Below are 25,944 nucleotides of genomic sequence, written 5' to 3' on the forward strand. Positions count from 1 at the left end.
CCGCGAGCGCCGCCGTTCCGCATAAGAACCGGCTTCATTATCCGTTCTTCCCGGGTTGCGGCGGCTTCAGGGCCGCCTCCGGCCCGCTTCGGCTCAGAGACCAGAATGACCGAGATCGACTATCGCGACAGCGTGTTCCTGCCCCGCACCGGGTTTCCGATGCGCGGCGACCTGCCGAAGCGCGAGCCGATCATTCTGGAGCGTTGGGAGCGCATGGGGCTGGACGCGCAGATGGCGGCGGCCAATGAGGGCCGCGCGCCCTTCACCCTGCATGACGGCCCGCCCTACGCCAACGGCCATCTCCATAATGGCCACGCGCTCAACAAGATCCTGAAGGACGTGATCAACCGCGCCCATCGCATGAGCGGTTTCGCCGTGCGCTACGTGCCGGGCTGGGATTGCCACGGCCTGCCGATCGAGTGGCGCATCGAGGAGGAATACCGCAAGGCGAAGCGCGACAAGGACGGCGTGCCGATCCTGCAGTTCCGCGCCGAATGTCGCGCCTATGCCCAGACCTGGCTCGACATCCAGGCTGCCGAGTTCCGCCGCCTGGGCGTGCAGGCCGATTGGGCGCATCGCTACGCCACCATGGATTTCGGCTCCGAGGCTGCGATCGCCGGCGAGATCGGCCGCTTCCTGGAGAACGGCACGCTGTATCGCGGCCTGCGCCCGGTGATGTGGAGCCCGGTGGAGAAGACCGCGCTCGCCGAGGCCGAGATCGAGTATCACGATCACACCTCCACCACGATCTGGGTGGCGTTCCCCATCGTGCGCGATCCGACCCCGGCCGAAGCGCTGGACGGCGTGTCGGCGGTGATCTGGACCACCACGCCCTGGACCATGCCGGCCAACCGCGCCATCGCGTTCGGCCCCGAGATCACCTACGCGGTGCTGCGCGTGGATACGGTGACGGACGGGTCTGCCGCCCATCCCGGCCAGAAGCTGCTGGTGGCCGAGGCGCTGATCGAGCGCTTCTGCCAGAGCGCCGGGATCGCCGGCCACCACGTGCTCTACACCCTGCCGGGCGAGGCGCTGGAAGGCGCCATCTGCGCCCATCCGTTGCGCGGCATCGACGGGTTCGACGGCGGCTACGACCATGACGTGCCGCTGCTGTCCGGCGATTTCGTCACCACCGATGCCGGCACCGGCCTGGTGCACATGGCGCCCGCCCATGGCGAGGACGATTTCGCGCTCTGCGTCGCCAACGGCATCGCCGTGCCGGAATCGGTGGAAGCGGACGGGCGCTATGCGCCCTGGGTGCCGGGGTTCGCCGGCATCCACGTGTTCCAGGCCGCCGATCCGGTCTGCGCGGCGCTGTCCGGCGCGATGGCGTCGAGCATCGAGCGCGGCGAGGCGGCGGCGGGCCTGCTGGCGCGCGGCACGCTGGTGCATTCCTATCCGCATAGCTGGCGCTCGCGTGCGCCGGTGATCTATCGCGCCACCCCGCAATGGTTCATCCGCATGGATGATGCCGACGGAAACGGCATCCGCGCCCGCGCCCTTCGGGCGCTGGACGATGTGCGCTTCGTGCCGGCGCAGGCGCGCAACCGTCTGACGTCGATGGTCGCGGGCCGTCCGGATTGGTGCATTTCGCGCCAGCGCGCCTGGGGCGTGCCGATCGCCGTGTTCGTGGAAAAGCGCACCGGCGAGGTGCTGCGCGATCCGGCGGTGATGGCCCGGGTGGTGGAAGCGTTCCGCGCCGAGGGCGCCGATGCCTGGTACGCGTCGCCGCCGTCGCGCTTTCTGGGCGAAGGGCGCGATCCGGAGCAGTTCGAGCAGGTGTTCGACATCGTCGACGTGTGGTTCGAAAGCGGCTCCACCCACGCCTTTGTTCTGGGCGAGGAAGGCGGGCGCGGTCTGCCGCGTCCGGCCGATCTGTATCTGGAGGGCTCCGACCAGCATCGCGGCTGGTTCCAGTCCTCGCTGCTGGAAAGCGTCGGTTCGCGCGGCGTGGCGCCGTTCAAGGCGCTGGTCACCAACGGCTTCGTGCTCGACGAGCAGGGCCGCAAAATGAGCAAGTCGCTCGGCAACGTGATCGCCCCCAAGGCGACCTGCGACACGCTCGGCGCCGACATCCTGCGTCTCTGGGTGATGAACGCCGACACCAATGAGGATCTGCGCATCGGCCCGGAGATCCTGAAGCAGCAGGGCGAGCTGTATCGCCGTCTGCGCAACACGCTGCGCTGGCTGCTGGGCGCGCTGGACGGGTTCGAGGACAGCGAGCGCGTGCCGTTCGACGAGATGCCCGAACTGGAACGCTGGGTGCTGCATCGTTTGAGCGAGCTGGGCACGCAGATCGCGGGGGCGGTGGAGAGCCATCAATGGGTCGGCGTGTATCCGGCGCTGCATGCGTTCTGCGCCTCGGATCTGTCGGCGTTCTATTTCGACGTGCGCAAGGACGCGCTTTATTGCGACGGGAAGGACAGCCTGCGCCGCCGCGCCGCGCGCACGGTGCTGGACCATCTGCACCGCACGCTCTGCTGCTGGCTGGCCCCGGTGCTGGTGTTCACGGCGGAGGATGCCTGGACCGCCCGCTTCGGCGAGGAGACCAGCGTGCACCTGCAGGACTTTCCGGCGATCCCGTCGGCATGGGCCGATCCGGCGCTGGGCGAACGCTGGGTGCGTCTGCGCGCCGTGCGCCGTCTGGTGACCACCGCCATCGAGGCGGCGCGTCGCGACGGTCTGGTCGCGTCCTCGCTGCAGGCCGAGCTGACGCTCACGCTGTCCGAGGCCGAAGCGATCGAGTTCGGCGGGGTGGATTGGGACGAGCTGGCGATCGTGTCGCGCGCCGAGATCGCGATCGACCCGAACGCCGCTTCCGTGTTTTCCGAGTCGCCGGGCGAGGGCACCGGGCCGCACCTGCTGCCCTCGGTCGGTGTGGCGCCGGGGCATAAATGCGCCCGCTGCTGGCGTGTGCTGGAAGAGGTCGGCACCGTTCCCGCCCATCCGGCCCTGTGCCTGCGCTGCGCCGACGTGGTGGGCTGAGCATGGATGCTGCCACGATCGCGCCGCGCGTCGGGCTCGGGCGACGAATCGCGCCGGGGCTCGTGCTGTTCGTGCTGGTGCTGCTGGCCGACCAGTTGAGCAAGAACTGGATTCTCTACGGTCTCGGCCTGCCGGAGAAGCGCTTCGTGCGCGTGCTGCCGGTGCTGGATTTCGAGATGGTGTGGAACCATGCGGTCACGTTCGGTCTGGCCGGCGGCGTGGGTGCCGCAGGTCCGGTCGTGTTCAGCGTGATCTCCGTGGCCGTCACCGCCGGTCTGCTTTGGTGGATGTGCCGCACGCCGAAGCCGGTGGTGCGTCTGGCGCTGGGCGCGATTTCCGGCGGCGCCATCGGCAACGTGATCGACCGGATCCGCTTCGGCGCGGTGGTGGATTTCATCCACGCCCATCTCGGTTCGCTGTCCTGGAACTACATCTTCAACGTGGCCGATGCCGCCATCGTCTGCGGCGTGATCGTGCTGCTTCTGGACGGGCTGTTCGACCGCAAGGGGCGGGCTTCCTAGCAACGAAGCCGGCCGGGGCGGGTTAGGGACGGACAAGCCCGTCGAGGAAACCGCCCATGTCCAATGTTCCCACCATCGCCCTGAACGGGGGCGGCGCGATCCCGCAGCTCGGCTACGGCGTCTACAAGATCGGTCCGGACGAGGCCGAGCGCGCCGTCGGAACCGCCATCGAGAGCGGCTACCGCTCGATCGACACGGCGGCGATCTATCACAACGAGGAAGGCGTCGGCCGCGCCATCGCCGGCGCGTCCGTCCCCCGGAGCGCGTTGTTCGTCACCACCAAGCTCTGGAACGCCGACCAGGGCACGGACACGGCCTTGCGTGCCTTCGAGACCAGCCTCGGCAAGCTCGGACTCGACTACGTCGATCTCTACCTGATCCATTGGCCGCGCCCGCAGGACGACAAATACGTCGAAAGCTGGCGCGTGCTGGAGCGGATCGCCGCCGAAGGGCGCGCCCGGGCGATCGGCGTGTCCAACTTCACGGTGGAGCATCTGCGCCGCCTGATGGACGAGACCGGCACGGTTCCGGCGGTGAACCAGATCGAGCTGCATCCCGGCTTGCAGCAGAACGAGTTGCATGCCTTCCATACCGAGTACGGCATCGTCACCGAAGCCTGGTCGCCGCTGGCGCAGGGCGAGCTGGAGAACCCGGTGATCGGAGCGCTCGCCGCCAAACATGGCCGGACGCCGGCTCAGGTGGTGCTGCGCTGGCACATGCAGCGCGGCGTGGTGGCGATCCCGAAATCGGCCACGCCGTCGCGTATCCGCGAGAACATCGACGTGTTCGGCTTCGCGCTGGACGAGGCGGACATGCGCGAGATGGCCGGGCTCGACGCCGGGAAGCGTCTCGGTCCGGATCCGGAAACCTTCTGAGCCGGGTTCGATACGCAGCCGGACACGTGCTTGCCGCGCGTCCGGTTCCATCCTAGAGAAGCGGGCATGTCGACGCTTTCTCATCGCCTGCTTCTCGTGGCCGCGTTGTCGGCGTCCGCTTTCTCCCTCGCCGCATGTTCCGGCGAGGAGATCGAGCGCGATTTCGGTCTGGCGCGTACCTCGCCGGACGAGTTCACCGTCACCACGCGTGCGCCCCTGTCCATGCCGAACGGCACCGACCTCGCCAAGCCGACGCCCGGTCTGGAGCGGCCGCAGGACCAGAGTGCGCAGACGCAGGCGCTGGAAACCCTGGCGCCCGACGTGGCGCTGCGTGGCGCCGCCGGCAGCGATAGCGCCGGCCAGGATGCGCTGGTCGCCGATGCGGCCCGGTCCAGCGCGCAGGCGCCGACCGGCGGCGCGCTCGACCATCCGAGCCAGGGCTTCGTGAACGAGCTGATGTTCTGGCAGGGTGGCAAGGCCGGCGAGATCGTCGATGCGCCGGCGGAGCGTCAGCGTTTGCAGGAGAACGCGGCTCTCGGACGCAGCCCCACCGTGGGTGCGACCCCGACGCTGAAGACCAGCAAGCCGGGTTTCTTCTCGCGCCTGTTCTGATCCGCGCGATCGCGCCCGGCAACGCGGGCGCCTTCTTGATCCGTCGCTGAGCGGGGAGGCGGCGTCATGCCGACGATTCGCAGGCTGTCTGAGCACGTGGTCAATCGCATCGCCGCCGGCGAGGTGATCGAGCGTCCGGCCGCGGCGGTGAAGGAGCTGGTCGAGAACAGCATCGATGCCGGCGCGCGCCGGATCAGCGTGTCGCTCGCGTCAGGCGGCGTCGAACGCATCGACGTGTCGGATGACGGCGTCGGCATGTCGCCGGACGAGCTAGCGCTGGCCGTGCAGCGCCACTGCACCTCCAAGCTCACCGACGAGACCCTGGTCCAGGTCGCCACGCTCGGCTTTCGCGGCGAGGCGCTGCCGTCCATCGGCGCGGCGGCGCGGCTCTGCATCTCCTCGCGCCCCAAAGGCGGCGAGGCCTGGCGGTTGCGTGTGGAAGGCGGCGTGGTGCGTCCGGCAGAGCCGTGTTCCGGGCCGTATGGCACCCAGGTGCTGGTGGAGGATCTGTTCTTCGCCACTCCGGCGCGGCGGAAGTTCCTGAAGAGCGCCCGCGTCGAGGCCGGGCACGCGGAGCTGGCGGTGCGCCGTCTGGCCCTGTCGGCGCCGGAGATCGCCTTCCGTCTGGAGATCGATGGGCGGGTGATGCTCGACCTGCCGCAGCAGGATCGCGCCGCGCGCGTCGCCGCGATGATCGCCGACGAGGCCGGCGGTGCCGCGCCGCAGGGGTTGCTCTCCATCGAGGGTCTGCGCGACGGGATCGGGCTGAGCGGCTTCGCCTGCGGACCGGCGGTGCATCGCGCCACGGTGGGCGGTCAGTTCCTGGTGGTGAACAACCGTCCGGTGGCCGATCCGGTGCTGCGGACGGCGGTGCGCGTCGCCTATCGCCAGGTGCTGGAGCACGGGCGCCATGCCGTGGTGGCGTTGTTTCTCGACGTTCCGCCCGACCGGCTGGACGTGAACGTTCACCCCGCCAAGACCGAACTGCGTTTCGCCGACCCGGCTGCCGTACGCGCGCTGGTGATCGGGACGCTGGGGCGTGCGCTGGGCGGCGGGGCGGGCCCGGTCGGGGCGAGCCCGGCGCTTCTGTCGCAGCGTCGTCCGGGCGCCGCGATCTGGTATCCGCCCGAGCCGTCTGCTGCGCGGACACGTCCGGCCGGGGAGGTTCTGGCGATGGAAGGGCGCGGTTTCGCCGAACCCGTGGCGCCGCCGCCGGTCGAACTGGCGTTGAACGATGCGCCCTCCGCGCGCGTGCCGGACCAGACGCCGCCGCCGTCGCGCCATGACGAACATCAGCACCCGCTCGGCGCGGCGGTGGCGCAGGTGCTGGACACCTACGTGATCGCGGTCGCAGGCGATGGCAGCCTCGTGCTCGTGGACCAGCATGCGGCGCATGAGCGGCTGACGCACGAGCATCTGCGCGCGCAGTTCCTCGACGGCACCATTCGGGCGCAGCGACTGCTGATCCCCGAGGTGGTGGATCTGCCGGCGCGGGACGCCGCGCGTCTGGCGGAGCATGCCGACAGCCTGTCCGCGTTCGGGATCGAGATCGAACCGTTCGGGGGGCGCTCGGTGCTGCTGCGCGCCGTGCCGGCCCTGTTGGGCAATCCCGATCCGGCGGCGCTGCTGCGCGATCTGGCCGAGGAGCTGGCGGAAGACGAGTTGGCCGGCCCGGATCAGGTGAACACGCTGCACACGCGCCTCGACGCAGTGATCGCCCGCATGGCCTGCCATGGCAGCATACGCGCCGGGCGCAAGCTGACCGGCGCCGAAATGGATCATCTGCTGCGCGACATGGAGCGCACGCCGCGTGCCGCCACCTGCTCGCATGGCCGCCCCACCTTCCTGAAGCTGAGCCGGGCCGAGATCGAGCGCATGTTCGGCCGCCGCTGATGCGGTTCGGCCTGAATCAGGATGCCGAAGAGGCCAGGCTTCGAACCGAGCTGGCGGCGTTGATCGGAGACGACATGGCGCGCATGACGCTCCTTCGTGCGCATCGGAGGCTGGTGCTGCCGGACAGTTGGATCGGCGCCGGCTTCGCGCGCAACGCGGTGTGGGACAGTTTGCATGGCCACCCTCCCGCGATCGACAGCGATATCGATGTGGTCTGGTTCGATCCGCGTCGGGCCGAGCTCGATACGGATCGCGCCCTGGAAGCGCAGTTGCGGGGTTTGGCGCCGGAGGGCGCGTGGTCGGTGCGCAACCAGGCCAGGATGCACCGGCGCAACGGCGATCCCCCCTACCGCTCCACCGCCGACGCCATGCGCTTCTGGCCGGAAACCGCCACCGCCGTCGCGCTGCGCCTGACCGGCGACGACCGCATCGAGGTACTGGCCCCATTCGGCCTGTTCGACCTGTTCACCCTCCGCCTGCGCCCGACTCCGGCCTTCCGAGGCGATCGCCGTTCCGTTTTCGAGCGAAGGGCCCGTGAACGCGGCTGGCTGAGGCGCTGGCCGGGTCTTCGCGTGTTGGAGCCCTGAACCGGTTCCTTGTGTGTTGGCGGGCACTGGGGGGGGTGGATCGGCCCACCGATCATGCAGCCGTTTCGGCGATGGCCGAGCGGCAAGCAGGACGAAACGAAGCGTGATCTTCGTCGAAAAGGGTATGGGCCTGGTCGTCCGGCATGTAGACGGAATGTTCTGAGTTGCGGCCTCAGAACAGAACGGCGATGCCATCGGGGGTTTGCGACATGGTGACATGCGACACGCCGTTGAGCATCACGTGGCTGTCGCCGCACTGGATCAGGGTTCCGCCTGATGTCTGCCGAACCGAAAGTGTCGACGGATCCGCGACATTCTGGAGCAGCAGACTATCGCGCGCGGAGTCGAAACCGGTGACGTTCGTGGTGGTGTGAGCCGCCATGTCGGCCTGGATGCTGACGGTACCGCTTCCGGCGAGAAACGCATCGAGGGTGCCGCTCAGATTGAGCAAGGACGCGTTCTCGACCCCTCCCCAATAGGCGGACGCGCCGCCCTGGATGATGGCGGCGATGTGCCCTGAGGCGTCGTCGGCCTCAATCGACGAGACGATGGTGTCGCTGGCATGGCCGGTCCAGATCTCCTGGGTGGTTTTGCCGCCGAAGATCACGCTGGATGCCGACGGGGTATCGTTGTTGACGATCACCTGACGGCCGGCGACGTCATGACTGCCCATCGCCACGACCGTGCCCGCGCCGCCGAACACGACCTGTTCGCCGCTGCCGGCCGCGATCTGCAGATGCCCGCTGCCGACGCTGGCCATCAGGGATTCGGCGCCGCCCTGAACCGTCGCGGCGCCCTGTTCCACGAACAACGTGGCCGAATGCGTGGCGGCGGTGCCGGTGAGAGACAGGGTGCCCCCTTCGACGGTCGCGGTCACGGCCTCGCCGCCCAGAACGACCTGGCTGTTCGAGCCGCTCTGCACGACCAGCTGCAGTGCGCCGGTACCGCTGGCTTCGATGCGGGCGTCGCTGTCGCCGGTCCACACGGTCTGGGTCCCGGCGCCGCCTGTGAGCGAGAACTGGCCGCCACCCACGGGCTGTCCGACCACGATCTGGCTGCCGGTCCCGGTCTGCGTGAAGAGCGCCTCGTGGTTGTTCAGGAAGGCGATCTGCTTGCCGCTGCCGTTCTGGTCGATCCGTGCGCCATCCGCCGCCAGCGAGAGGGTTCCGTCTCCTGCGGCAAAGCGGATGTTCGCGCCGGAGAGGGTCGCATCGGCATGGCCCAGAACCGAGACCGTATCGCCCGCCCCGCCCAGGGACAGGGTCGCGGCCGAAGCGCTGACATCGAGGGATACGGCCGCGTCGCTGCGCACCGAGAGCGCGGCGAAACTGCCGGAGAAGGACAACGCAGCCGTGCCGTCGACCGATACGGTACCGGAGCCCGCGGCGCTGCCGACCACAGAGAGAGCGCTCCCGAGCCCATGCAGCATGGCGTCGACCCCGTTGCCGACCAGAACGGTGTTGTCGCCGCGTCCCGTGAAATCCTGCGCGCCGAGCGCATTGGTCAGCCGCACCGTGTTGCGCGCGCCGGGCAGCGTCTCGATCCGGCTGGCGTCCTCGGCCTCGGCATAGCTGCCGCCATCGATGCTCTGCACCACGCCCGGCGCCAGGCCGTCCGACGTTACCGGCACGGACTCGTCGCGCGTCACCGTGACATGGGCGATGTCCATGCTGAGAGTGGCTGCACCGCTCCCGTCGCCGCCGCCTGTCTCGACGCCGGAATACACGCTGCCGAGCGACCAGCGCGACATGTCCAGGTAGTCCGTCGCCAGGGCCGGATTCTGCGCCGCCATCACCTGGATCATGCGCAGCAGAGCCTGGTTCAGATCGATCCGGACCGTATGCAGCCCGCCGGCATCGGGGCGGAAGGCCAGATAATCAGTGCTCTCGTCCGCCATCGCCGCTCCGTCCGCGGCCTGGGTCCAGGAAGACAGGTTATAGATCTGTTGATAGGTGTGTCCCGGAGTCAGCGTGGTGAACACGCCCGGCTCGCCGCGAAAATCGGTCAGCGGCACCTGCAGGAACATCTCGGTCTGGGGCAGGGACGCCGAATAGCCGGGATTGTCTGCCGCGTTGAAGAACACGGTGAAGCCGTTGAAGGCGATCGCCGTGCCGCTGCCGGCATCGGCCGTGACCAGCCTTTCCTGTGCCTGGAAGTCGATCTGCCGGTCGAAGGTGGTCGTGCCCGGAGCGTAGCCGGTGCTCTGCAGGAATGTGTCCTTGTCGCTGCCGCCTGTGACGCCTAGTCGGAAGGTGGCGCCGCCCGGGCCATCATAGACCGCGAGCGCGCTGCCGCCCTGTGCCGTGCCGGTGTGCCAGGAGGCCAGAGACGCGCCGAGCAGCGGGTCGGTATCGCGTGGATCGTTCCGGACGATCATGTTCGGATCGAAGATCTGGTCGGACGGTGTCGCCCATTGGGTGATGTTCCAGCCCGTATCCGGCGCACCCGTGATGGAGGGAACATCGGCAAAGAACTGTTCCTCGCCGTTCGCCACCTGCCCGGTCGAGAACAGCACGTTCGGACCGGCGATGCTGGGATCGACGAAGATGTCTGCCTTCATGGCTGTCCTGTTCACGTTTGGTTCGAAAGACTACGTGACCCTAACCGTTGGCCGGTTGATAAAACGTGAACGATCGGCGGCCCTCACCAAAACGTTAGTGGCGCGGTCGTCCAGCCCCGCCGCTCCCGTCTTTCCGCGTCCGCGTCGATCATCGTGCCGCACCCGCTCTGGCGTCCGCGTGCGTCGCAGCATAGGATCGCGCGCCGCTGCCGGATCGACCCCCGCCGGATCGACCCAAGACGGCCTTATGTTCGACCGGGATGGGCTGATCCGTGCATTTTCCCCTGCTGACCGTGCTGATCTTCCTGCCGTTGCTGGGCGCGCTCCTGCTCTTGCTGCTGCCGGGGAAGGGTGAAGCCACCGCCTCCGCCGCGCGCGCCATTGGACTCGCCGTGTCCGGCATCAGCTTCCTGCTCGCGGTGGGGCTCTGGGTCGGGTTCCAGCCGCGTCTCGACGGTTTCCAGTTCCAGGACCGCGCCGACTGGGTGCCGGGCTTCGGCATCTCGTACCATGTGGGTCTGGACGGTATCAGCCTCTTGTTCGTGGTGCTGACCACGCTGGTCACGCCGCTGGCGCTGCTCGCCTCGGCGCGCGGCATCACCACGCGGGTGCGCGACTACGTGATCGCCGTGCTGGCGCTGGAAACCACGTTGCTCGGCCTGTTCTCCTCGCTCGACTTCGTTCTGTTCTACGTGTTCTACGAGGCGACCCTGATCCCCGGCTCGCTGATGGTGGGCATCTGGGGCGGCCCGAAGCGGGTGCATGCATCGATCAAGTTCTTCCTGTTCACCTTCGGCGGCTCTCTGTTCATGCTGCTGGCGCTGCTTGCCATGTGGCACGTGACGGGCACCACCGACATCCCGACCCTGCTGCACACGCATTTCGCGCCGGTTCTGCAGAGCTGGATGTTCCTGGGCCTCGTGCTGGCATTCGGCGTGAAGCTGCCGATCTTCCCGCTGCATGCCTGGCTGCCGGACGCCTATACCGAGGCGCCCTCTTCGGCGACGGCCATGCTGTCCGGCGTGCTGAGCAAGGCCGGCGCCTACGGCCTGCTGCGCTTCGCCATCGGCATGCTGCCCGACGCGGCGCATCGCTACGCCCCGGTGATGATCGCGCTCGGCATCGTCGCGGTGATCTATGCCGCCATTATCGCCCTGTCGCAGACCGACATGAAGCGTCTGGTCGCCTATTCCTCCTTCTCGCATATGGGGCTGGTTCTGGTCGGGCTGTTCACCCTGAACGCCACCGGCATCGACGGCGCCCTGTTCGTGATGCTGTCGCACGGCATCATCATCGCCGCCCTGTTCTTCGCCCTGTCCATGCTGTCCGACCGCGCCGGCACGCGCGAGATCGCCGGGTTCGGCGGCGCCGCGTCGCGCATGCCGGCCTTCGCCAGCCTGCTGATGCTGTTCACCATGGCCAATATCGGCCTGCCCGGCACCGGCTCCTTCGTGGGCGAGCTGCTGGTGATGATCGGCGCGATCAAGGTCGGTTTCTGGGTGGCGCTGCTCTCCGGCATGGCGATGATCCTGGGCGCGGTCTACATGCTGGTGCTGTATCGCCATGTCGCGTTCGAGGCGGTGTCCGGCCTCGTCGCCGCCATGCGTGATCTCGATCTGCGCGAGCGTCTGGTTCTGGTGCCGCTGGCGGTGATCACCCTGTGGATGGGCATCTACCCGTCCTCGTTCACCCGCGTGTTCGATCCCGTGGTGACGGCGTTCACGACCGTGGCCGCCGAGGCGCCGTCCGGCACGGTCGGGCCAGGCTGATCGACCCGAAGCAGTTGTTCAGCAACCGACACTGAAAGGAGATTAGGCGTCGGCCTGACACTGAGATTTCCCTAGGTCGGAAGCCGAAGCGTCCGCGTTTCTGGCCTCTTGCGCCTGTTCGCAAGGCCCGGGTCGATCCGACGGTCGACCTTGCCTTGAAAGCTCACAACAACCGTTGCGGCTGACCCATCGCCTTTGTCAGGCGAGAGAGGAGAGGCCCGTCAACACGATCATGTCGTCGACTCCTGCGAGAACCGCACCAGGCTCGACGGTGAAATTGGAATAAAACTTGTGATGGCTAGGATCGTCCGTGACGTGTTCCATGGCTATGAAATGCATCACCGACGGATCCTCGACGAATTCGGGATCGTGGTAGATTGGCAGGTCGCCAACAGGTAGGCCAATATTATGGCTATTGGTGACGACGAAGCCGGGCAGGTTGCAGACCCAGCGATATTTCGCCAGGGCAGCGCCCCAGGGGGCAACGAAAAACCGACAACGATTTGCCCAAAACAGGCTGGTGGCGAGCGTAGAACCAACAGTACTGACGATAGTGGTATCGCTCCTTTGGAACCGCTCGCGAAGGGCGAGCACGATCCTCAGTTCTTCCACCACGTCGTGGTCGCCGGTCCGCGGTCCGAACGTATTGAAACTCGTTGAGGTATCCGTGCCCAGACGACAGTTCACGCCGTCGAGCACGATGACAACCTTTCCAAGACGGTCGATCAGATGCTGAATGATCAACGCAAGAAAACCGATCTGGTCCAGTGGGGCGCGGTTTCCCACTCTCAGGCCAAGCAGAATGGCCGGTCGTAAGGACAAGGTCGTCCGGTCCGCCAGAACACGATCGCTGGTGAGGCAGGGATCGCTCGTCACTTGAGCCAGAATGCGTTCACCGACCCGTCTTGTGACGTAGCGTGACAGGTAGCGCATGAAGAACAGGGCGTTGTCGTAAACAAAGGCGGCCGCGTCTTCCCATTTGATCTCCGGGCGACGCACGCGACCCAGAAAGGAGGGGAACAGCGCGTCGATCGCTCCGAACGGTTCGCTTCCTTCCGGCGAATTGATGACGACGACGTCTGGTAACGAGGAGAGAGCCATGGTGCGGCTCAGTTCCTCCAGCCCGGTCAATTCGTTCCAGATGACGTGCCCGATATGGAGCGTCGGATAGTCGCTGAGAAAGTTCGCGGGCGTGAATGCCGGTCTGGGATCGGATAAGGCGCGGCGCATGCGTCCATGATGACGTGCCGCATGTCTCAGAAGCATGGCGAGTAACGTTTCCACCGGCGATGCGTGCAGTGCCATCGCATAAAGGCGTGTTCGGGCGATGTAGACCGAAAATTTGCGGTCGTAGTAATCCTTGGTGGTTACATAAAAAGCACCCACGGCTACATTCGAGAAGCGATAGACTGTCGAACGGTCGTGCATGATCATACCGAATTCGGCGATACACGGACCGGATCCGTCCGGCGCAACGCATGTCATCCCGCGTCCGGACATGACATCTCGGTAGTCTTCCCGGAGATCGCCGTCCAGCATCTCTCGGATCCGGTCGGTTTCGTAACCGCAAACTGAGCCCGGCGTATCCCATAATGGAACAACTGTGATCGTTGTCAGAACGTCGTCTAAAGAAAGACTCACAAGAGCATCGATCAGCCCATCATCAAGAATATCGAAATCGGAAAACCATCGTTCGGGAACCTGCGGCAGCAGCACCATGTCGTGCAACTGGCCGAAAACGGCAGCGCTCCGCTGGCGCAATTCGTTGAGATAAGGCTCGGCAAGCGAGGAGAGACTGAGCGAAATTCGCTGCATATTGGCGTCGAGAAACCAATACGCGTGTCCTATATCCGGATGAAACAGAACCATCACATGGATCGGGGCGAAGCAACTCACGATGCCGGTGCACGACCATCCCGGCAGGAGCGGCTGTACCGGGAAGCCGTTTTCATGCACCGCGATACGCTGTCCGTCAGCCAGTTCGGCAAGAAGCTGATTGTCGATCGACGTAAGAGATAGAATGGCCATTCAACCTCACCAGGACGAGGCGCTTCGTCCCGTCTTCGGGCCGGTATCGCCCCAACGTGAGAAGGTCTCGCATGAACATATCCCGCCAGAGAGCTGGAGTTGTCCAGAGTGGGCGCGCGATCCTTTCTGGTCGGGTCGTGCGCTTCACTTCATCGTTTCAACGAGCATCGCAATCCATGGAATGATTCCGTTTGGTTGGAAGATGCTTCCAATCTCCGTGCGACCCATACGGCGTTGCTTCAAACGCTTTGCTTGCGGGCAACGCGCAGTTCGAAGCGAGGGACTCGTGGCCGAGATATGACGTGACCGTCGGCGACAATCGGCGTCGCGCAGTCAGGCGTCAGTGTCGCTCCCAAAATCTCGACCTGATCAAGGTGAAAATATGCGTGGCCGCGTAAGGTGACACGAAAGAAACGTGCGGTGACCGGCTTCTCCGGCATCCAGCTGAATGGTTTGCCGTCCAACCCACCGAACAGAAGCGGCTCGCGCTGTTCGAACACGGTTTCAAGCGGTGCATCCTCTGTGTGTTTGGACGAGAAGGCGAAAAGACTGCAGCGTTCCCCGGAATTGTCGAGTCGGTTGAACAGGCGAACCTGATGGATCGCTGCAACCGTTTGCAGATCGATCTCCCACCATGGGTCTTGTTCTTGGTCGGTGTGGAACTGATAATATCCGGTGATGAGGCCGCTATTGGCGTTGGGAGAACGGAACGGTTCGAACGGCGCAGCCGAGCTCTGGCGCACAGGTCTGCCCAAAGCCAGATTGACGATGCCGACATTCGGGTCGGCCGGGAGAGGCCCAGCATCTGCAAAGCTCCAATAGGGGCTGCGATGCACAATCGATATGCCGTTTCGACTTGCCTGGGTGCGCTGCTGGAAATCGAGCGCGCGCAACAGATCCTCGGCGACTCCGACCGGATCGTTGACCAGATGGTTGCTGTTGAAACCATCCTTCTCGCCAGTATGGGTCAGCACTCCGTCGCCGGGCCTTAGATAAAGCGCGTTGGTATTGTTGGCGCGGTCGACCAGCATGTAATTCGACATGATGGCGCCGCTATATCCGATACCGATGATGTTGCGGCCCGGTGCGAACGCGCTTGCATGCAGGGCCGAATTCGCGAACGAACTGATGAATGGCCGGTTGTGCCAAAGAGCTGCCTGTTCCTCGAGGCTGAGTAGTTCGGGGAACACGATCTCGACTCCATTGCGCTCGAGAACGGCGGTGATTTCGGCCTCGTTCTCAAGACGCTGAACGCCGGATGTCATACGCTCCTTCGATAGAAAGACCGGTCGGTTGTTCGGTTGTCCGATTCGATCGCCGGCGAGGCGAAGTCCCAGCATGTTGCAGAAGCGGGCGTAGGCCCGATGGGCGAAGTGCTCCTCTTCAAACGCGGGCGCGGTGACAAGCATACGCCGAACCACCATAGCCCGGTCGAAGGAAACGAAGCGGTCGCGTGAGAGACCCATCGCGGAAACGAGTTTCGAGAACCAACTTCTGCTGAACCAGTGGTCGAGACCTTCGTGCGTATGCACGAGAATTTTCGCGTCGGGATATTGTTCCCAAAGTCGTGACCAGTAGCGCGACAATGTGGACAGCAGGAAATGACCGAAATGATAGTGCAGCCATCCGCCATAAATGTAGAGATTGTCAGGGGCTGAAGGCAGCGTGTCGATTTCATAGGGCGTGCCCAGACCATGAGCGGCGCCGCCCAAGGGGTTGATGCCGCGAAAATACCAGCTCTGGAAGATCAGTTTCTGGCCGTGATCGAACAAGCCGGCAGGAGAATGCGGGTCATTGAATGGAACGTAGATCACATCGCTGAGCGATAGGATCGGCGGATCGGCCTCCACCAAGGTCAGGCCGCCGGCTATATTGATGCACTTCAGCAGAGCAGCCACCGCATCACCTCTATTCCGGTCGGGGAACAATAGCCGACCTGTCGATTGTTATCCAGTTGTCTCACCGGAACGCAAACCCATCTCTCCATCATGGATATGTCGCCGGTGATCCTTCCCTTCCCGCCGCTGCCGCAGCGGCTCCGCTCCCAGCCCGAATCCTTCATGGTGCTTCGGCGCAATCCGCTCGAGCTCTGGGGAGCGCCAGCCTACCGGGAGCTGATCCTGCCGGGCAGCTTTCTCGGCCGCCAGCAGCTGTTGTTGAACGATCCCGACGCGATCCGGCACGTGCTGCTCGGCAATCACGACAATTACCAGCGCAATGCCCCCGCCAAGCGTGTGCTCGGGCCAGTGCTGGGCGATGGGCTGTTTCTGGCCGAAGGCGACGCGTGGCGTCACCAGCGTCGCGTGATCGCCCCCGCTCTGGCGCCGCGCGTCATGCCGGTTCTGGCGCGACATGTGGTGTCGGTCGGTGATCGGTTCGAACGCGATCTCGACGCCGCCGCCGGCCGTCCCGTCGTGCTGTTGGAATGGCTGCAGCGCCTCGCCCTGGATGTCGCCGGGCAAAGCATGTTCTCGCTCGAGATGGGCCGGTTCGGTGCCGAACTGCGAGGGCTGCTGATCCGCTACGCGCGCGATTTCGCCAAGGTCGGCCTGCTCGACATGGTATTGCCGCAGGATTGGAAGACGCCGCTGGATCGTGGCCGTGCCCGGTTCCGCACCGATTGGCTGGCGCTGATGGACCGCATCATCGAGGCGCGCAGCCGTCTTCCGGCACCCGGCCCGGATCAGCCCCGCGACCTGTTCGACCTGCTACGGGACGCGCGAGACCCGGAGACCGACCTCGGTTTCGACCATGCCCTGCTGCGTGACGAGGTCTCGACCCTGATCCTGGCCGGGCACGAAACCACGGCCGTCACCCTGTTCTGGGCATGCTACGCCGCAGCGCGCCTTCCAGAGATGCAGGACCGGATCGCCGAGGAAGCCGCCGAACAACCGCTCGACGGTGAGCATGCAGCCCAGTCGGTCCGGCAGCTTGTCTTCACGCGTGCGTTCATCGACGAGGCGTTGCGCCTGTATCCGCCGGCCTATCTACTCGTCCGCGAGGCGAGAATGGCCGATCGGATCGGCGATCTCCTTGTCGAACCCGGGACGATCATCAGCATCTCGCCCTGGGTGCTGCACCGGCACGAGCGGCACTGGAACGAGCCGAACCGCTTCGATCCCGCCCGCTTCCTGCCCGGCGCAGCTGCCCCGGATCGGATGGTCTACATGCCGTTCGGCGCCGGACCGCGAATCTGCGTCGGGGCGCAATTCGCGCTCACCGAAGCCACGATCGTGCTCGCGCGCCTGATCCGGCGCTTCCGGATCAGCCTGCCCGAAGGCGGCGCGGTATTGCCGCGCGCGCTGGTCACCACACAGCCGGATCGCACGGTCCGGTTCCGTCTGGTGCCGCGCCGACACTGAGCAAAGAAAAACCCCGGGACCTGCGCCCCGGGGTTTCCATCGACTGTTTCGGCTTCGGGCGTTCGCCCGATCAGACCGTCTTCGCAGTGGCGGAGAGGGTCATCCAGGTCGCTCCGCGCGGAGCCATCGTCAGGCAATGAGACACTGGATCACCTCCTTTCAGTTTGTTGCAGGCCAATCCTGCGCCTCATTCCGACAAACGCGCAAGCGGTTTCAGCTGCCCCTCGACATCCGGCAGATATCCTCCGACACGTTGCCGTCCGGCAGGGCGGTCCGGAAGGTGACGGCGATCGCCTCGGTGGGCGAACAGAAGACGCGGCGGGTGGTCTGCACGCCGATCTGGTCGAAGGAGGCGCCGTCGCCATCGGTCTGGAGACGTAGGGTGCGGATCACCATGCGCTTCGGCTCGCCGCGCGCGCTGGGATCGGCTCCGTCCGGCCCGGCCACGAACAGCAAGGTCGCCGGCATGCCGCCCACCTTGGCGCGGGCCAGAACGAGCGCCCGCCCGCGTCCCTCCAGGCTCGACACCCGAGTCCCGGCCTCGTTCTCGAGCCCGACCACGTCCCAGCCGCGTGCGCCGCTCGCACGGGGCAGCATCGCCATCAATACGGGCGCGTGCCAGACCGGATCGCGCGCTTCCACGATCAGCCCCTGCCGCCCATCCGGCGCCAGATGCGCCACCGTGGTCGCCCCTTCGCCCAGATCGAGCGGCACCACGTTGCCGATCCGGTCGGAGCCGCGCGCGACGCAGCCTGAGAGCGGAACGGAAAGGAGAAGGAGGAGAAGCGGGAAGGATCGGATCATTGGCCGGACCTTAAAGCATGAGCCGACCGAACGGTATCGTGCGACGCAAAGCATGTTCTTTCTTGAAAGAAAGAACCAAAGAACTTCTGTCCATTTGACGGCAAGCAATGTTGTTGCCGTACCAAAACGGGCAGAAGTCTTTTTGCTTCTTTTTCTTCAGAAAAAGAAGGCTCTTCTACAGATCGATATCCGCCATCTGCGCATTGGCCTGGATGAACTGGAAGCGCAGCTCCGGCCGCCGCCCCATCAGATCCTCCACCCGGCGTTCGGTTTCTTCCGCCCGGTCCGCTTTGGTCTCAACGCGCAGCAGGGTGCGGTGTTTCGGGTCCATCGTGGTGCGTTTCAGGTCCGCCGGGGGCATCTCGCCCAGACCCTTGAACCGGCTCACTTCGATCTTCGCTCCGGCCTTGAACGCGGTCTTGATCTTCCGCTCCCGGTCGCGATCGTCCATCGCGTAGACGGTCTTGGCGCCCTGGGTGAGGCGATAAAGGGGCGGCTGGGCCAGGAACAGATGCCCGTCGCGGATCAGCTCCGGCAGCTCGCGATAGAAGAAGGTCATCAGCAGGGACGCGATATGCGCTCCGTCCACATCCGCGTCCGTCATGATGATGACGCGGCCGTAGCGCAGACGGGCGCCGTCGTAATGCTTGCCCTGGCCGCAGCCGAGCGCTTCCACCAGATCGCGCAGCTCCTGGTTGCCGCGTAGCTTCTCGACCGAGGCGCTGGCCACGTTCAGGATCTTGCCGCGCAGAGGCAGAACCGCCTGGGTCTCGCGGTCGCGCGCCTGCTTGGCCGAACCGCCGGCGCTGTCGCCTTCCACCAGGAAGATCTCGGTCTCGGCCGCGTTCTCGCGCGTGCAATCGGTCAGCTTGCCGGGCAGGCGAAGGCGTCGCGTGGCACTCTTGCGCGGCGTGTCCTTGCTTTCCTTGCGGCGCAGACGCTCTTCCGCACGCTCCACGATCGCCGACAGCAACGCGTCGGCCTGGGCCGGATGCCCGGCCAGCCAATGGTCGAACCGGTCGCGCAAGGCCGTTTCCACCAGACGGGTGGCTTCGGTGCTGGTCAGCTTCTCCTTGGTCTGGCCCTGGAATTGCGGGTCGCGGATGAAGGCCGACAGCTTGGCGGCGACGGCGCCCAGCAGATCCTCCGCCGTCACCTGCGCGGCACGCTTGTTGTTGCGCGTCTCGCCCCAGGCGCGCAGCCCCTTCAGCAGCGCGTTGCGGAAACCGGTCTCGTGCGTGCCACCCTGCGGCGTCGGAATGGTGTTGCAGTAGGAGGAGAGTGCGCTCTGCCCGGATTCGAGCCAGGCCACTGCCCATTCGACGCGTCCGGTGCTGCTGCCGTCGGGAGCGGCCGGCAGATCGGCCTCGCCGGACCACAGCTCGCAGAGAAGCGACGGCGATTCGCCCAGCTCGTCGCGCAGGCTGTCGGACAGGCCGCCGGGGAAATGCAGCACCGCCCGGTCCGGCACGTCGTCGCGTCCGGCGACGAGGGACGGGTCGCATTCCCAGCGGATCGTCACGCCCCGGAACAGATAGGCCTTGGACCGGCACAGCCGGAACAGGCGCAGCGGCTGGAACGCGAGCCCGCCGAAGATCTCGGTATCGGGAATGAACGAGATCCGCGTGCCGCGACGGTTCTGCGTCGGCCCGATTTTCTCGACCGGCCCCTGCGGAATGCCGCGCGCATAATCCTGCCGCCACACGGCGCGGTCGCGCGCCACTTCCACCTCCAGCACCGAGGACAGCGCATTCACCACCGACGAGCCGACGCCGTGCAGACCGCCCGAGGTCGCGTAGGCCTTGCCGGAGAACTTCCCGCCGGAGTGCAGCGTGGTGAGGATCACCTCGAGCGCCGAGCGGTCGGTGAATTTCGGGTGCGGGTCGACCGGAATGCCGCGCCCGTTATCGGTCACGGACAGGCGGTTGCCGAGCGACAGTTTGAGGTCGATCGTGTTGGCGTGTCCGGCCACCGCCTCGTCCATGGCGTTGTCCAGGATCTCGGCGGCGAGGTGGTGCAACGCGGTCTCGTCCGTGCCGCCGATATACATGCCGGGCCGGCGCCGCACCGGCTCCAGCCCTTCCAGCACCTCGATGTCGCTGGCCGAATAGCTTGCTTCCGCCGGCGCACGCGCGGGTTTCGGTGCCGCGGGACGTGCGGGGGCAGGGCTCGGCTCGGACTGGCGCACAGGCTTCCCGGCTCCGCTGGAGAACAAGTCGTTCATGATTGGTTCTTGCTCCCCCGCGCTTCGGCGTCAAGGGTATAGGCGAGGCAGCCCAGGCAAAGAAACCCGAGACGGTGCTGCAGGCAGGCCGCGCTTTCGTGAAAACGATCTCACTTGCCGCCCATCCGCTGCGTTGCAACATTATGACGCAAGGCCACGCGGCCCAGGTCGGAGGACGCATGGGTCTCGTGAAATTCGCTCTGAAGTTTCGCGTGACGTTCTACGTGATCGCGGTGCTCATCATGCTGGCCGGCGGCGGCGCCGCCTTCGTGATGCCGCGCGACGTGCTGCCGGAAGTGAACATCCCGGTCGTCACCGTGCTCTGGACCTATACCGGCCTTGCGGCGCCGGCGATGCAGAACCAAGTCACCGCCTATAGCGAACTGGCGCTCGGCAACAACGTGGTCGGCATCCGTGAGATGGACAGCACCACGCTGCAGGGCATCACCATCACCAAGATCTATTTCCAGCCCGGCACCGACATCTCCCTGGCGCTCACCCAGGTCACGGCCGCCACCAACGCCATTCGCGGCCTGCTGCCGCCGGGAATACAGCCGCCGATCATTCTGCGCTTCTCCGCCTCCTCGGTACCGGTGATCCAGATCGCCGCTACCTCCGCCGTGGAAAGCCAGGCCTCGGTCTACAACTACGTGCGCTTCCAGCTCCGGACCACGCTGCAGACCACGCCCGGCACCACCATGCCGCCCCCCTATGGCGGCGTGCCGGAACAGGTGATGATCGATCTCGACCCGCACAGGCTGCAGGCCTACGGGCTCACCCCGCAGGCGGTCGAGACGCAGATCAACGACCAGATTCTGACCCTGCCGTCCGGGCTCGCCAAGCTCGGCCGCACCCAGTTCATCTTCCGCCTCAACACCCTGCCGGCCCTGCTCGACACGCTGAACGAGATTCCGATCAAGGTGGTGAACGGCTCGCCGATCCTGCTGCGCGATATCGGCTGGGCCCGCGCCGGCGGTCCGCCGCAGCAGAACATGGTGCATGTCGACGGCCATCCCGGCCTGCTGCTGCCGATCCTCAAGAACGGCGGCACCTCGACCACGGCGATCACGGCGAACGTCAAGGCGATGCTGCCCGGCATCCGCGCCGCGGCCCCCAAGGACATCAAGATCGTCTCCCTGTTCGACCAGTCGGTGTTCGTGTCCGACGCCATTCTCGACGTGGCGGAAGAAGGCGTGATCGCCGCCGGCCTGACCGGGCTGATGATCCTGCTGTTCCTGGGTTCCTGGCGCCCGACCCTGGTGGTGCTGATCTCGATCCCGCTCGCCGTGCTCACCTCGCTCGCCATCCTGGCAGCGCTCGGCGAAAGCATGAACGTCATGACCCTGGGCGGTCTGGCGCTCGCGGTCGGCATCCTCGTGGACGATGCCACCGTGGCGATCGAGAACACCTATCGCGTGCTGGAAGACGGCACCGACTTCCGCGAGGCGGTGGTGGAAGGGGCCGCCAGCATCGCCAAGGCCACGCTGATCTCCACCCTGTCGATCTGCTCGGCGTTCGTTTCCGTCCTGTTCCTGACCGGCGCGCCCAAATACATCTTCACCCCGCAGGCGCTCGCCGTGGTGTTCGCCATGCTCGCCTCCTACGGCTTGTCGCGCACCCTGGTGCCGATCCTGATCGACGTGCTGGTCGGACCCGAACAGCGGCGGGAGAAGACGGAACAGACCGGAAAGCCCGGCGTCTTCGCCCGCTTCCATGCCGGGTTCGAGCGCCGCTTCAAACGTTTTCACGAAGGCTATCTCGGCCTGCTGCACGCCGTGCTCGAACGCAGGCTCGTCACCGGCGCCGTGGTGGGCTGCGTCCTGCTCGTCGCGGGCTGCCTGTTCCCGTTCCTCGGCCGCGACTATTTTCCCACCATCCAGAGCGGCCAGATCACCCTGCATGTGCGCGCCAAATCAGGCCTGCGCATCGAGGACACCGCCAAGCTGTTCCAGAACGTCGAGGATCTGATCCGCGAACAGGCCGGTCCCGGCGGCGTCGCCACGATCGTCGACAATATCGGCCTGCCGTCGATCACCTATAACCTGGCGTTCAACGACGGCACCTTCATCGGCTACAATGACGGCCAGATCCTCGCCACGCTCAAACCCGGCCTTTCCAGCACGGCGCTGACGAAGAAGCTGCGCGTGGCCCTGCGACAACGCTTCCCCGACGCGACCTTCTATTTCCAGCCCGCCGACATGATCACCCAGATCCTCGATTTCGGCGTGCCGTCGCAGATCGACGTGCAGGTGACCGGGCGGCACAAGGAGGTCGATCTCAAGACCGCCCGCGCCCTGGAAGACCGCATCCGACACATGCCGGGACTGGTGGACGTCCATCTGCAACAGGTGACGGACGCACCCGAATTCTTCACCGAGATCGACCGCCAGCGCGCCGCCGAGCTCGGCCTGACCGAGCAGCAGATCGCCGATCAGGTGAACATCTCCCTGTCCGGCTCGTTCCAGGTCTCGCCCAATTTCTGGACCGATCCCAAGACCGGGATCCCCTGGCAGGTCACGGCGCAGACCCCCGAATACCGGGTCGACAATTTCGGCGCCGTCGCCAACACGCCGATCTATGCCGACAACAACGGCAAGCAGGACGCGCAGCCCATCACCCTGCTGCGCAACGTCGCCACCTTCCATCGCGGGGTGGAGGACAGCGTGCTCAACCACGTCAATGCCGCACCCACCTTCGACATCTACGCCGCGGTGCAGGACAGCGATCTCGGTTCGGCGGAACGCCAGATCGATCGCGTCGTGGCCGAGGCCCAAAAGGCGCTGCCGCCGGGCGATACGATCAAGGTGCGCGGCCAGATCGACAGCATGAACAGCGCCTTCCTGCATATCGAGATCGGCCTCGCCGTCGCCGTGATCGCCGTCTACCTGCTGATGGTGCTGAACTACCAGGATTGGGGCGACCCGTTCGTGGTGCTCTGCGCCCTGCCGCTGGTGTTCTGCGGCATCGTCTTCTCCTTGTTCGTCACCCACACCACCTTCTCGATCGCATCTCTGATGGGGGCGATCATGAGTGTCGGCGTCGCCTCGGCGAACTCGATCCTGCTGGTCACCTTCGCCCGTGAACATCGCATCGAGACCGGCTGCTCGGCGCTGGAGGGCGCCGTCGCCGCCGGCGAGGCGCGCCTGCGCCCGGTGCTGATGACCGCAGGCGCCATGGTGGTCGGGCTGCTGCCGATGGCGCTCGATCTCGGCCAGGGCGGCGAACAGAACGCGGCGCTGGCCCGCGCGGTGATCGGCGGCATCCTGGTCGGCACGTGCTCGACGCTTCTGTTCGTTCCCTTCCTCTACACCCTGCTGCGCAGCGGTCCCGTGCGACCGCCGGAGGACTACGTATGACCGAGCGCGACACCCGGGCGAACGGGAATGGACGCGACGCCGAACGGCCGCCGCCGCCGCCGCGTCGTCTGGCCCTGTTCGTGGCAGCGCCGCTGGGCGCGCTGATCCTGTTCGGCGGCTTCACCCATTGGCGCGAAAGCCGGGCCGCGGACGACACGCAGAAACGGTTCCGGTCCGAGTCGCTCGCGGTTCAGGTCGTCGCCGCCAAAAAGAGCAGCGATCTCGCCGCCACCGTGCTGCCCGGCCAGACCCTCGCCTTCACTTCTGCCGACCTTTATGCCCGCGCCACCGGCTATATCGCCGAGCGGCACGTCGATATCGGCTCGCGGGTAAGGAAGGGCGACCTGCTCCTGCGCATCGCCGCCCCCGATCTCGATCAGCAGCTCGCCCAGGCGCGCGCCCAGCTCGGGCAGATGGAAGCCCAGCTCGCCTCCGCCCACGCGGCCCTCGATCAGGCCCGCGCGACCGACAACAACAACCGGATCAACAGCCAGCGTTCGCGCATCCTGGCCAGCGAGGGCTGGGATACGGCGCAGAACCGCGACAACACCTCCACCAACTATCAGGTCAGCACCAAGGGGGTCAGCAGCGCTCAGGCCGGAATCGGCGTCGCCGTGGCGAATCTGCGCGCGCAGCAGGCGACGGTGGACCGGCTGGTGGCGCTCACCGGGTTCGAGCGTGTGGTGGCACCGTTCGACGGGGTGATCACCGCGCGCGACGTCGATGTCGGCACGCTGGTGCAGAACGACAGCGTGTCCGGCACGGCGCTGCTGCATCTCGATCAGACCGACGTGCTGCGCTGTCAGGTCTACGTGCCGCAAAGCCAGTACGCCGGCATACGCGACGGGTTGCCCGCGAAGATCACGGTGCCGGAACTGCCGGGCCGGGTGTTCGCCGCCACGGTCTCGCGCTCCTCTGCCGCGCTGGCGCAGAATTCGCGCTCCATGCTGGTGGAGGTCGATATCGACAACAAGGACGGAACGCTGAAACCCGGGCTGTTCGTCAATGTCGGCTTCGACATCGCGCGTTCGGCGCCGATGGTCGTGGTCCCCGACGCCGCGCTGATCTTCGACGAGAACGGGCTGCACGTTGCGGTGGTGCGCGACGGCAAGGCGCATATGCAGACGGTCTCGATCGAGCGCGATACCGGCACCGAAGCCGATCTCAGCACCGGGCTCCAGGGCGGCGAACAGGTGATCGTCAACCCGCCGGCCAATCTCGCCGACAATCAGGCGGTGCATGTGGAGCCGCAGCCCAAAACCGGGAGCTGAACCGGGACTGCACAGGCCGCAGGTATGAAAAAGGCCGCCGGAACAGCGTTCCGACGGCCTGGATCGGGTCCGAAGAGGGCTGAATCAGCCCTTGTGGCTCTTGCCCACCGCCTTGATGCGGCGAACGCGGGCGGAGTGGCCCGTCGCGGACGGCGCGGCACAGGTCTCGTAGGAGGCCGGCTGCACGATGTCCTTGGCTTCGGCATAGCCGCCCAGATCGCTCGCATCGCGCAGAACCGCGACCTCGTCGAACATGGACACACGCTGCTGGCAGAACGCCGTGCCGGCCTTCAGGCCACGCTCGGACTGCACGTTGGCGAGCTGGGTGATGTAGTCGTCATGCGCCGTCTGCGCGCCGCGGCCGTAGGTGCTACGGAAATAGGAGTTGAGCGCGGTTTCCTGGGCGGTCAGGTCCGGGCGGAACTTCTCCACAAATGCGTTGTAGCGGTCCTGGGCGTTGCAGGAGAGGGCGGTGACCATCAGCTCGCTCTTCAGGCCCTGCACGTCGAAAGCCTGCCGCGCCGAGGAGATGCCGCACTGGCCGGCAGCGAAAGCCTGGCCGCACAGCAGCGTCGCGACGGCTGCCCCTGCTGCGACGCGCCTCTTGAGGAAGGACATGGTGTTCTCCGAAACCAGATTCGTGACAGCGAACGCGTTTTCGAGCGAGGCGGCGAATGCCGGGCGCTCATCCTGAGCATGAGGTTGCAGCGCTAACATGCAGTTCTGCAACCGTTTTGATGCCCCTCCTGTTCGACGTCCCGTATCTGTTGCCGAAAGGCATCGGTCGGTGACGAACTGTCCGGACGCGGTTGCTTAATCCTCCGTGTGAACTCGGGCAAGCCGGGGACGAGGGTGTTTCCGGCTGCGCATCCTTTCGCTGGAACCGGTTATCGACCGGGATCACGGTGCTTTCGGGGCAGCGTCCGGTGTCGGCCCGCCGCCCGAGCCAAAATCGGTACGGACGTCCGCCCGGTCGCCGTTCCGAGGCGGCCGGCGCGCCGGTGCCGGCAGTTCGCGGCGCAGTTTGCACACGCGAAGCCTTTCCCCCTGCTTGCTTTTGTCTTATGGCACCTCACCCCGCACCCGTCGCGGGCTGC

Annotated in this window: 16 protein-coding genes; 10 read left to right on the plus strand and 6 right to left on the minus strand. The window is 66.0% G+C overall.

What is annotated here, in order from left to right; all coding sequences use genetic code 11:
• Window positions 1-105 precede the first annotated feature (105 nt).
• From ileS to ACZ5BM_RS12870, 6 genes are all read left to right on the plus strand, one after another.
• The gene (gene ileS / locus ACZ5BM_RS12845) at window positions 106-2,985 is read left to right on the plus strand and encodes an isoleucine--tRNA ligase (RefSeq protein WP_498908473.1); all 2,880 of its coding nucleotides are present in this window, start codon (window positions 106-108) and stop codon (window positions 2,983-2,985) included.
• A gap of 2 nt (window positions 2,986-2,987) precedes the next feature.
• Window positions 2,988-3,506, plus strand: a complete 519-nt coding sequence (gene lspA, locus ACZ5BM_RS12850; RefSeq protein WP_498908475.1) for a signal peptidase II — start codon at window positions 2,988-2,990, stop codon at window positions 3,504-3,506.
• A 56-nt stretch (window positions 3,507-3,562) separates the two neighbouring features.
• Entirely contained in the window at window positions 3,563-4,381 is an 819-nt protein-coding gene (locus tag ACZ5BM_RS12855; RefSeq protein ID WP_498908477.1) for an aldo/keto reductase, read from the plus strand.
• A 66-nt stretch (window positions 4,382-4,447) separates the two neighbouring features.
• Window positions 4,448-4,993 carry a DUF3035 domain-containing protein gene (locus ACZ5BM_RS12860; RefSeq protein ID WP_498908479.1) on the plus strand — a complete coding sequence of 182 codons (546 nt, stop codon included), beginning with the start codon at window positions 4,448-4,450 and terminating at the stop codon, window positions 4,991-4,993.
• 66 nt (window positions 4,994-5,059) lie between these two features.
• Window positions 5,060-6,886 carry a DNA mismatch repair endonuclease MutL gene (mutL, locus tag ACZ5BM_RS12865; RefSeq protein ID WP_498908481.1) on the plus strand — a complete coding sequence of 609 codons (1,827 nt, stop codon included), beginning with the start codon at window positions 5,060-5,062 and terminating at the stop codon, window positions 6,884-6,886.
• Entirely contained in the window at window positions 6,886-7,473 is a 588-nt protein-coding gene (locus ACZ5BM_RS12870) for a nucleotidyltransferase family protein (protein WP_498908483.1), read from the plus strand. Before mutL ends, ACZ5BM_RS12870 begins: the two co-directional genes overlap by 1 nt.
• 172 nt (window positions 7,474-7,645) lie before the next feature.
• On the opposite strand, the gene ACZ5BM_RS12875 is transcribed toward ACZ5BM_RS12870, so the two are convergent.
• Window positions 7,646-10,033: a hypothetical protein gene (locus ACZ5BM_RS12875; protein WP_498908485.1), complete on the minus strand. Its 2,388-nt coding sequence runs from the start codon at window positions 10,031-10,033 to the stop codon at window positions 7,646-7,648.
• A 272-nt stretch (window positions 10,034-10,305) separates the two neighbouring features.
• Here ACZ5BM_RS12875 and ACZ5BM_RS12880 point away from each other — a divergent pair, with 272 nt between their 5' ends.
• On the plus strand, window positions 10,306-11,802 hold the full coding sequence (locus tag ACZ5BM_RS12880) for a complex I subunit 4 family protein (protein WP_498908487.1): 1,497 nt from the start codon (window positions 10,306-10,308) through the stop codon (window positions 11,800-11,802).
• 198 nt (window positions 11,803-12,000) lie between these two features.
• Here the strand turns inward: ACZ5BM_RS12880 and ACZ5BM_RS12885 are convergent, their stop codons facing one another.
• Together ACZ5BM_RS12885 and ACZ5BM_RS12890 are read right to left on the minus strand one after the other, a co-directional pair.
• Window positions 12,001-13,830, minus strand: coding sequence for a hypothetical protein (locus tag ACZ5BM_RS12885; RefSeq protein ID WP_498908488.1), 1,830 nt, complete (start codon window positions 13,828-13,830; stop codon window positions 12,001-12,003).
• Window positions 13,831-14,069: 239 nt separating this feature from the next.
• Window positions 14,070-15,728 (minus strand): glycosyltransferase 61 family protein, encoded by a 1,659-nt coding sequence (locus ACZ5BM_RS12890; protein WP_498908490.1) that lies wholly within the window; start codon window positions 15,726-15,728, stop codon window positions 14,070-14,072.
• 105 nt (window positions 15,729-15,833) lie between these two features.
• Here ACZ5BM_RS12890 and ACZ5BM_RS12895 point away from each other — a divergent pair, with 105 nt between their 5' ends.
• Window positions 15,834-17,192 carry a cytochrome P450 gene (locus ACZ5BM_RS12895; protein ID WP_498908492.1) on the plus strand — a complete coding sequence of 453 codons (1,359 nt, stop codon included), beginning with the start codon at window positions 15,834-15,836 and terminating at the stop codon, window positions 17,190-17,192.
• Between the two features lie 213 nt (window positions 17,193-17,405).
• Here ACZ5BM_RS12895 and ACZ5BM_RS12900 read toward each other — a convergent pair whose 3' ends face one another.
• Together ACZ5BM_RS12900 and parE are read right to left on the minus strand one after the other, a co-directional pair.
• Window positions 17,406-17,996 (minus strand): hypothetical protein, encoded by a 591-nt coding sequence (locus ACZ5BM_RS12900; protein WP_498908493.1) that lies wholly within the window; start codon window positions 17,994-17,996, stop codon window positions 17,406-17,408.
• A 175-nt stretch (window positions 17,997-18,171) separates the two neighbouring features.
• The gene (gene parE / locus ACZ5BM_RS12905) at window positions 18,172-20,220 is read right to left on the minus strand and encodes a DNA gyrase/topoisomerase IV subunit B (RefSeq protein WP_498908496.1); all 2,049 of its coding nucleotides are present in this window, start codon (window positions 20,218-20,220) and stop codon (window positions 18,172-18,174) included.
• A 179-nt stretch (window positions 20,221-20,399) separates the two neighbouring features.
• Between parE and ACZ5BM_RS12910 the strand changes: the two genes are divergently transcribed.
• Window positions 20,400-23,576 carry an efflux RND transporter permease subunit gene (locus tag ACZ5BM_RS12910; protein ID WP_498908498.1) on the plus strand — a complete coding sequence of 1,059 codons (3,177 nt, stop codon included), beginning with the start codon at window positions 20,400-20,402 and terminating at the stop codon, window positions 23,574-23,576.
• Window positions 23,573-24,847, plus strand: a complete 1,275-nt coding sequence (locus tag ACZ5BM_RS12915) for an efflux RND transporter periplasmic adaptor subunit (RefSeq protein ID WP_498908499.1) — start codon at window positions 23,573-23,575, stop codon at window positions 24,845-24,847. Before ACZ5BM_RS12910 ends, ACZ5BM_RS12915 begins: the two co-directional genes overlap by 4 nt.
• 84 nt (window positions 24,848-24,931) lie before the next feature.
• On the opposite strand, the gene ACZ5BM_RS12920 is transcribed toward ACZ5BM_RS12915, so the two are convergent.
• Window positions 24,932-25,465 (minus strand): hypothetical protein, encoded by a 534-nt coding sequence (locus tag ACZ5BM_RS12920; RefSeq protein ID WP_498908501.1) that lies wholly within the window; start codon window positions 25,463-25,465, stop codon window positions 24,932-24,934.
• Window positions 25,466-25,944 lie beyond the last annotated feature (479 nt).

The sequence above is a fragment of the Lichenicola sp. GTC18331 genome, assembly GCF_055386855.1.

Excerpts from the sequence above, each read along its gene's own strand:
- ACZ5BM_RS12855 (WP_498908477.1), top strand. The coding sequence starts at position 3,563 with ATGTCCAATGTTCCCACCATCGCCCTGAACGGGGGCGGCGCGATCCCG.
- ACZ5BM_RS12900 (WP_498908493.1), bottom strand. The coding sequence starts at position 17,996 with ATGATCCGATCCTTCCCGCTTCTCCTCCTTCTCCTTTCCGTTCCGCTC.
- ACZ5BM_RS12915 (WP_498908499.1), top strand. The coding sequence starts at position 23,573 with ATGACCGAGCGCGACACCCGGGCGAACGGGAATGGACGCGACGCCGAA.
- ACZ5BM_RS12875 (WP_498908485.1), bottom strand. The coding sequence starts at position 10,033 with ATGAAGGCAGACATCTTCGTCGATCCCAGCATCGCCGGTCCGAACGTG.
- parE (WP_498908496.1), bottom strand. The coding sequence starts at position 20,220 with ATGAACGACTTGTTCTCCAGCGGAGCCGGGAAGCCTGTGCGCCAGTCC.
- ACZ5BM_RS12885 (WP_498908488.1), bottom strand. The coding sequence starts at position 13,830 with ATGGCCATTCTATCTCTTACGTCGATCGACAATCAGCTTCTTGCCGAA.
- ACZ5BM_RS12870 (WP_498908483.1), top strand. The coding sequence starts at position 6,886 with ATGCGGTTCGGCCTGAATCAGGATGCCGAAGAGGCCAGGCTTCGAACC.
- ACZ5BM_RS12910 (WP_498908498.1), top strand. The coding sequence starts at position 20,400 with ATGGGTCTCGTGAAATTCGCTCTGAAGTTTCGCGTGACGTTCTACGTG.
- ACZ5BM_RS12860 (WP_498908479.1), top strand. The coding sequence starts at position 4,448 with ATGTCGACGCTTTCTCATCGCCTGCTTCTCGTGGCCGCGTTGTCGGCG.
- ileS (WP_498908473.1), top strand. The coding sequence starts at position 106 with ATGACCGAGATCGACTATCGCGACAGCGTGTTCCTGCCCCGCACCGGG.
- lspA (WP_498908475.1), top strand. The coding sequence starts at position 2,988 with ATGGATGCTGCCACGATCGCGCCGCGCGTCGGGCTCGGGCGACGAATC.
- mutL (WP_498908481.1), top strand. The coding sequence starts at position 5,060 with ATGCCGACGATTCGCAGGCTGTCTGAGCACGTGGTCAATCGCATCGCC.
- ACZ5BM_RS12920 (WP_498908501.1), bottom strand. The coding sequence starts at position 25,465 with ATGTCCTTCCTCAAGAGGCGCGTCGCAGCAGGGGCAGCCGTCGCGACG.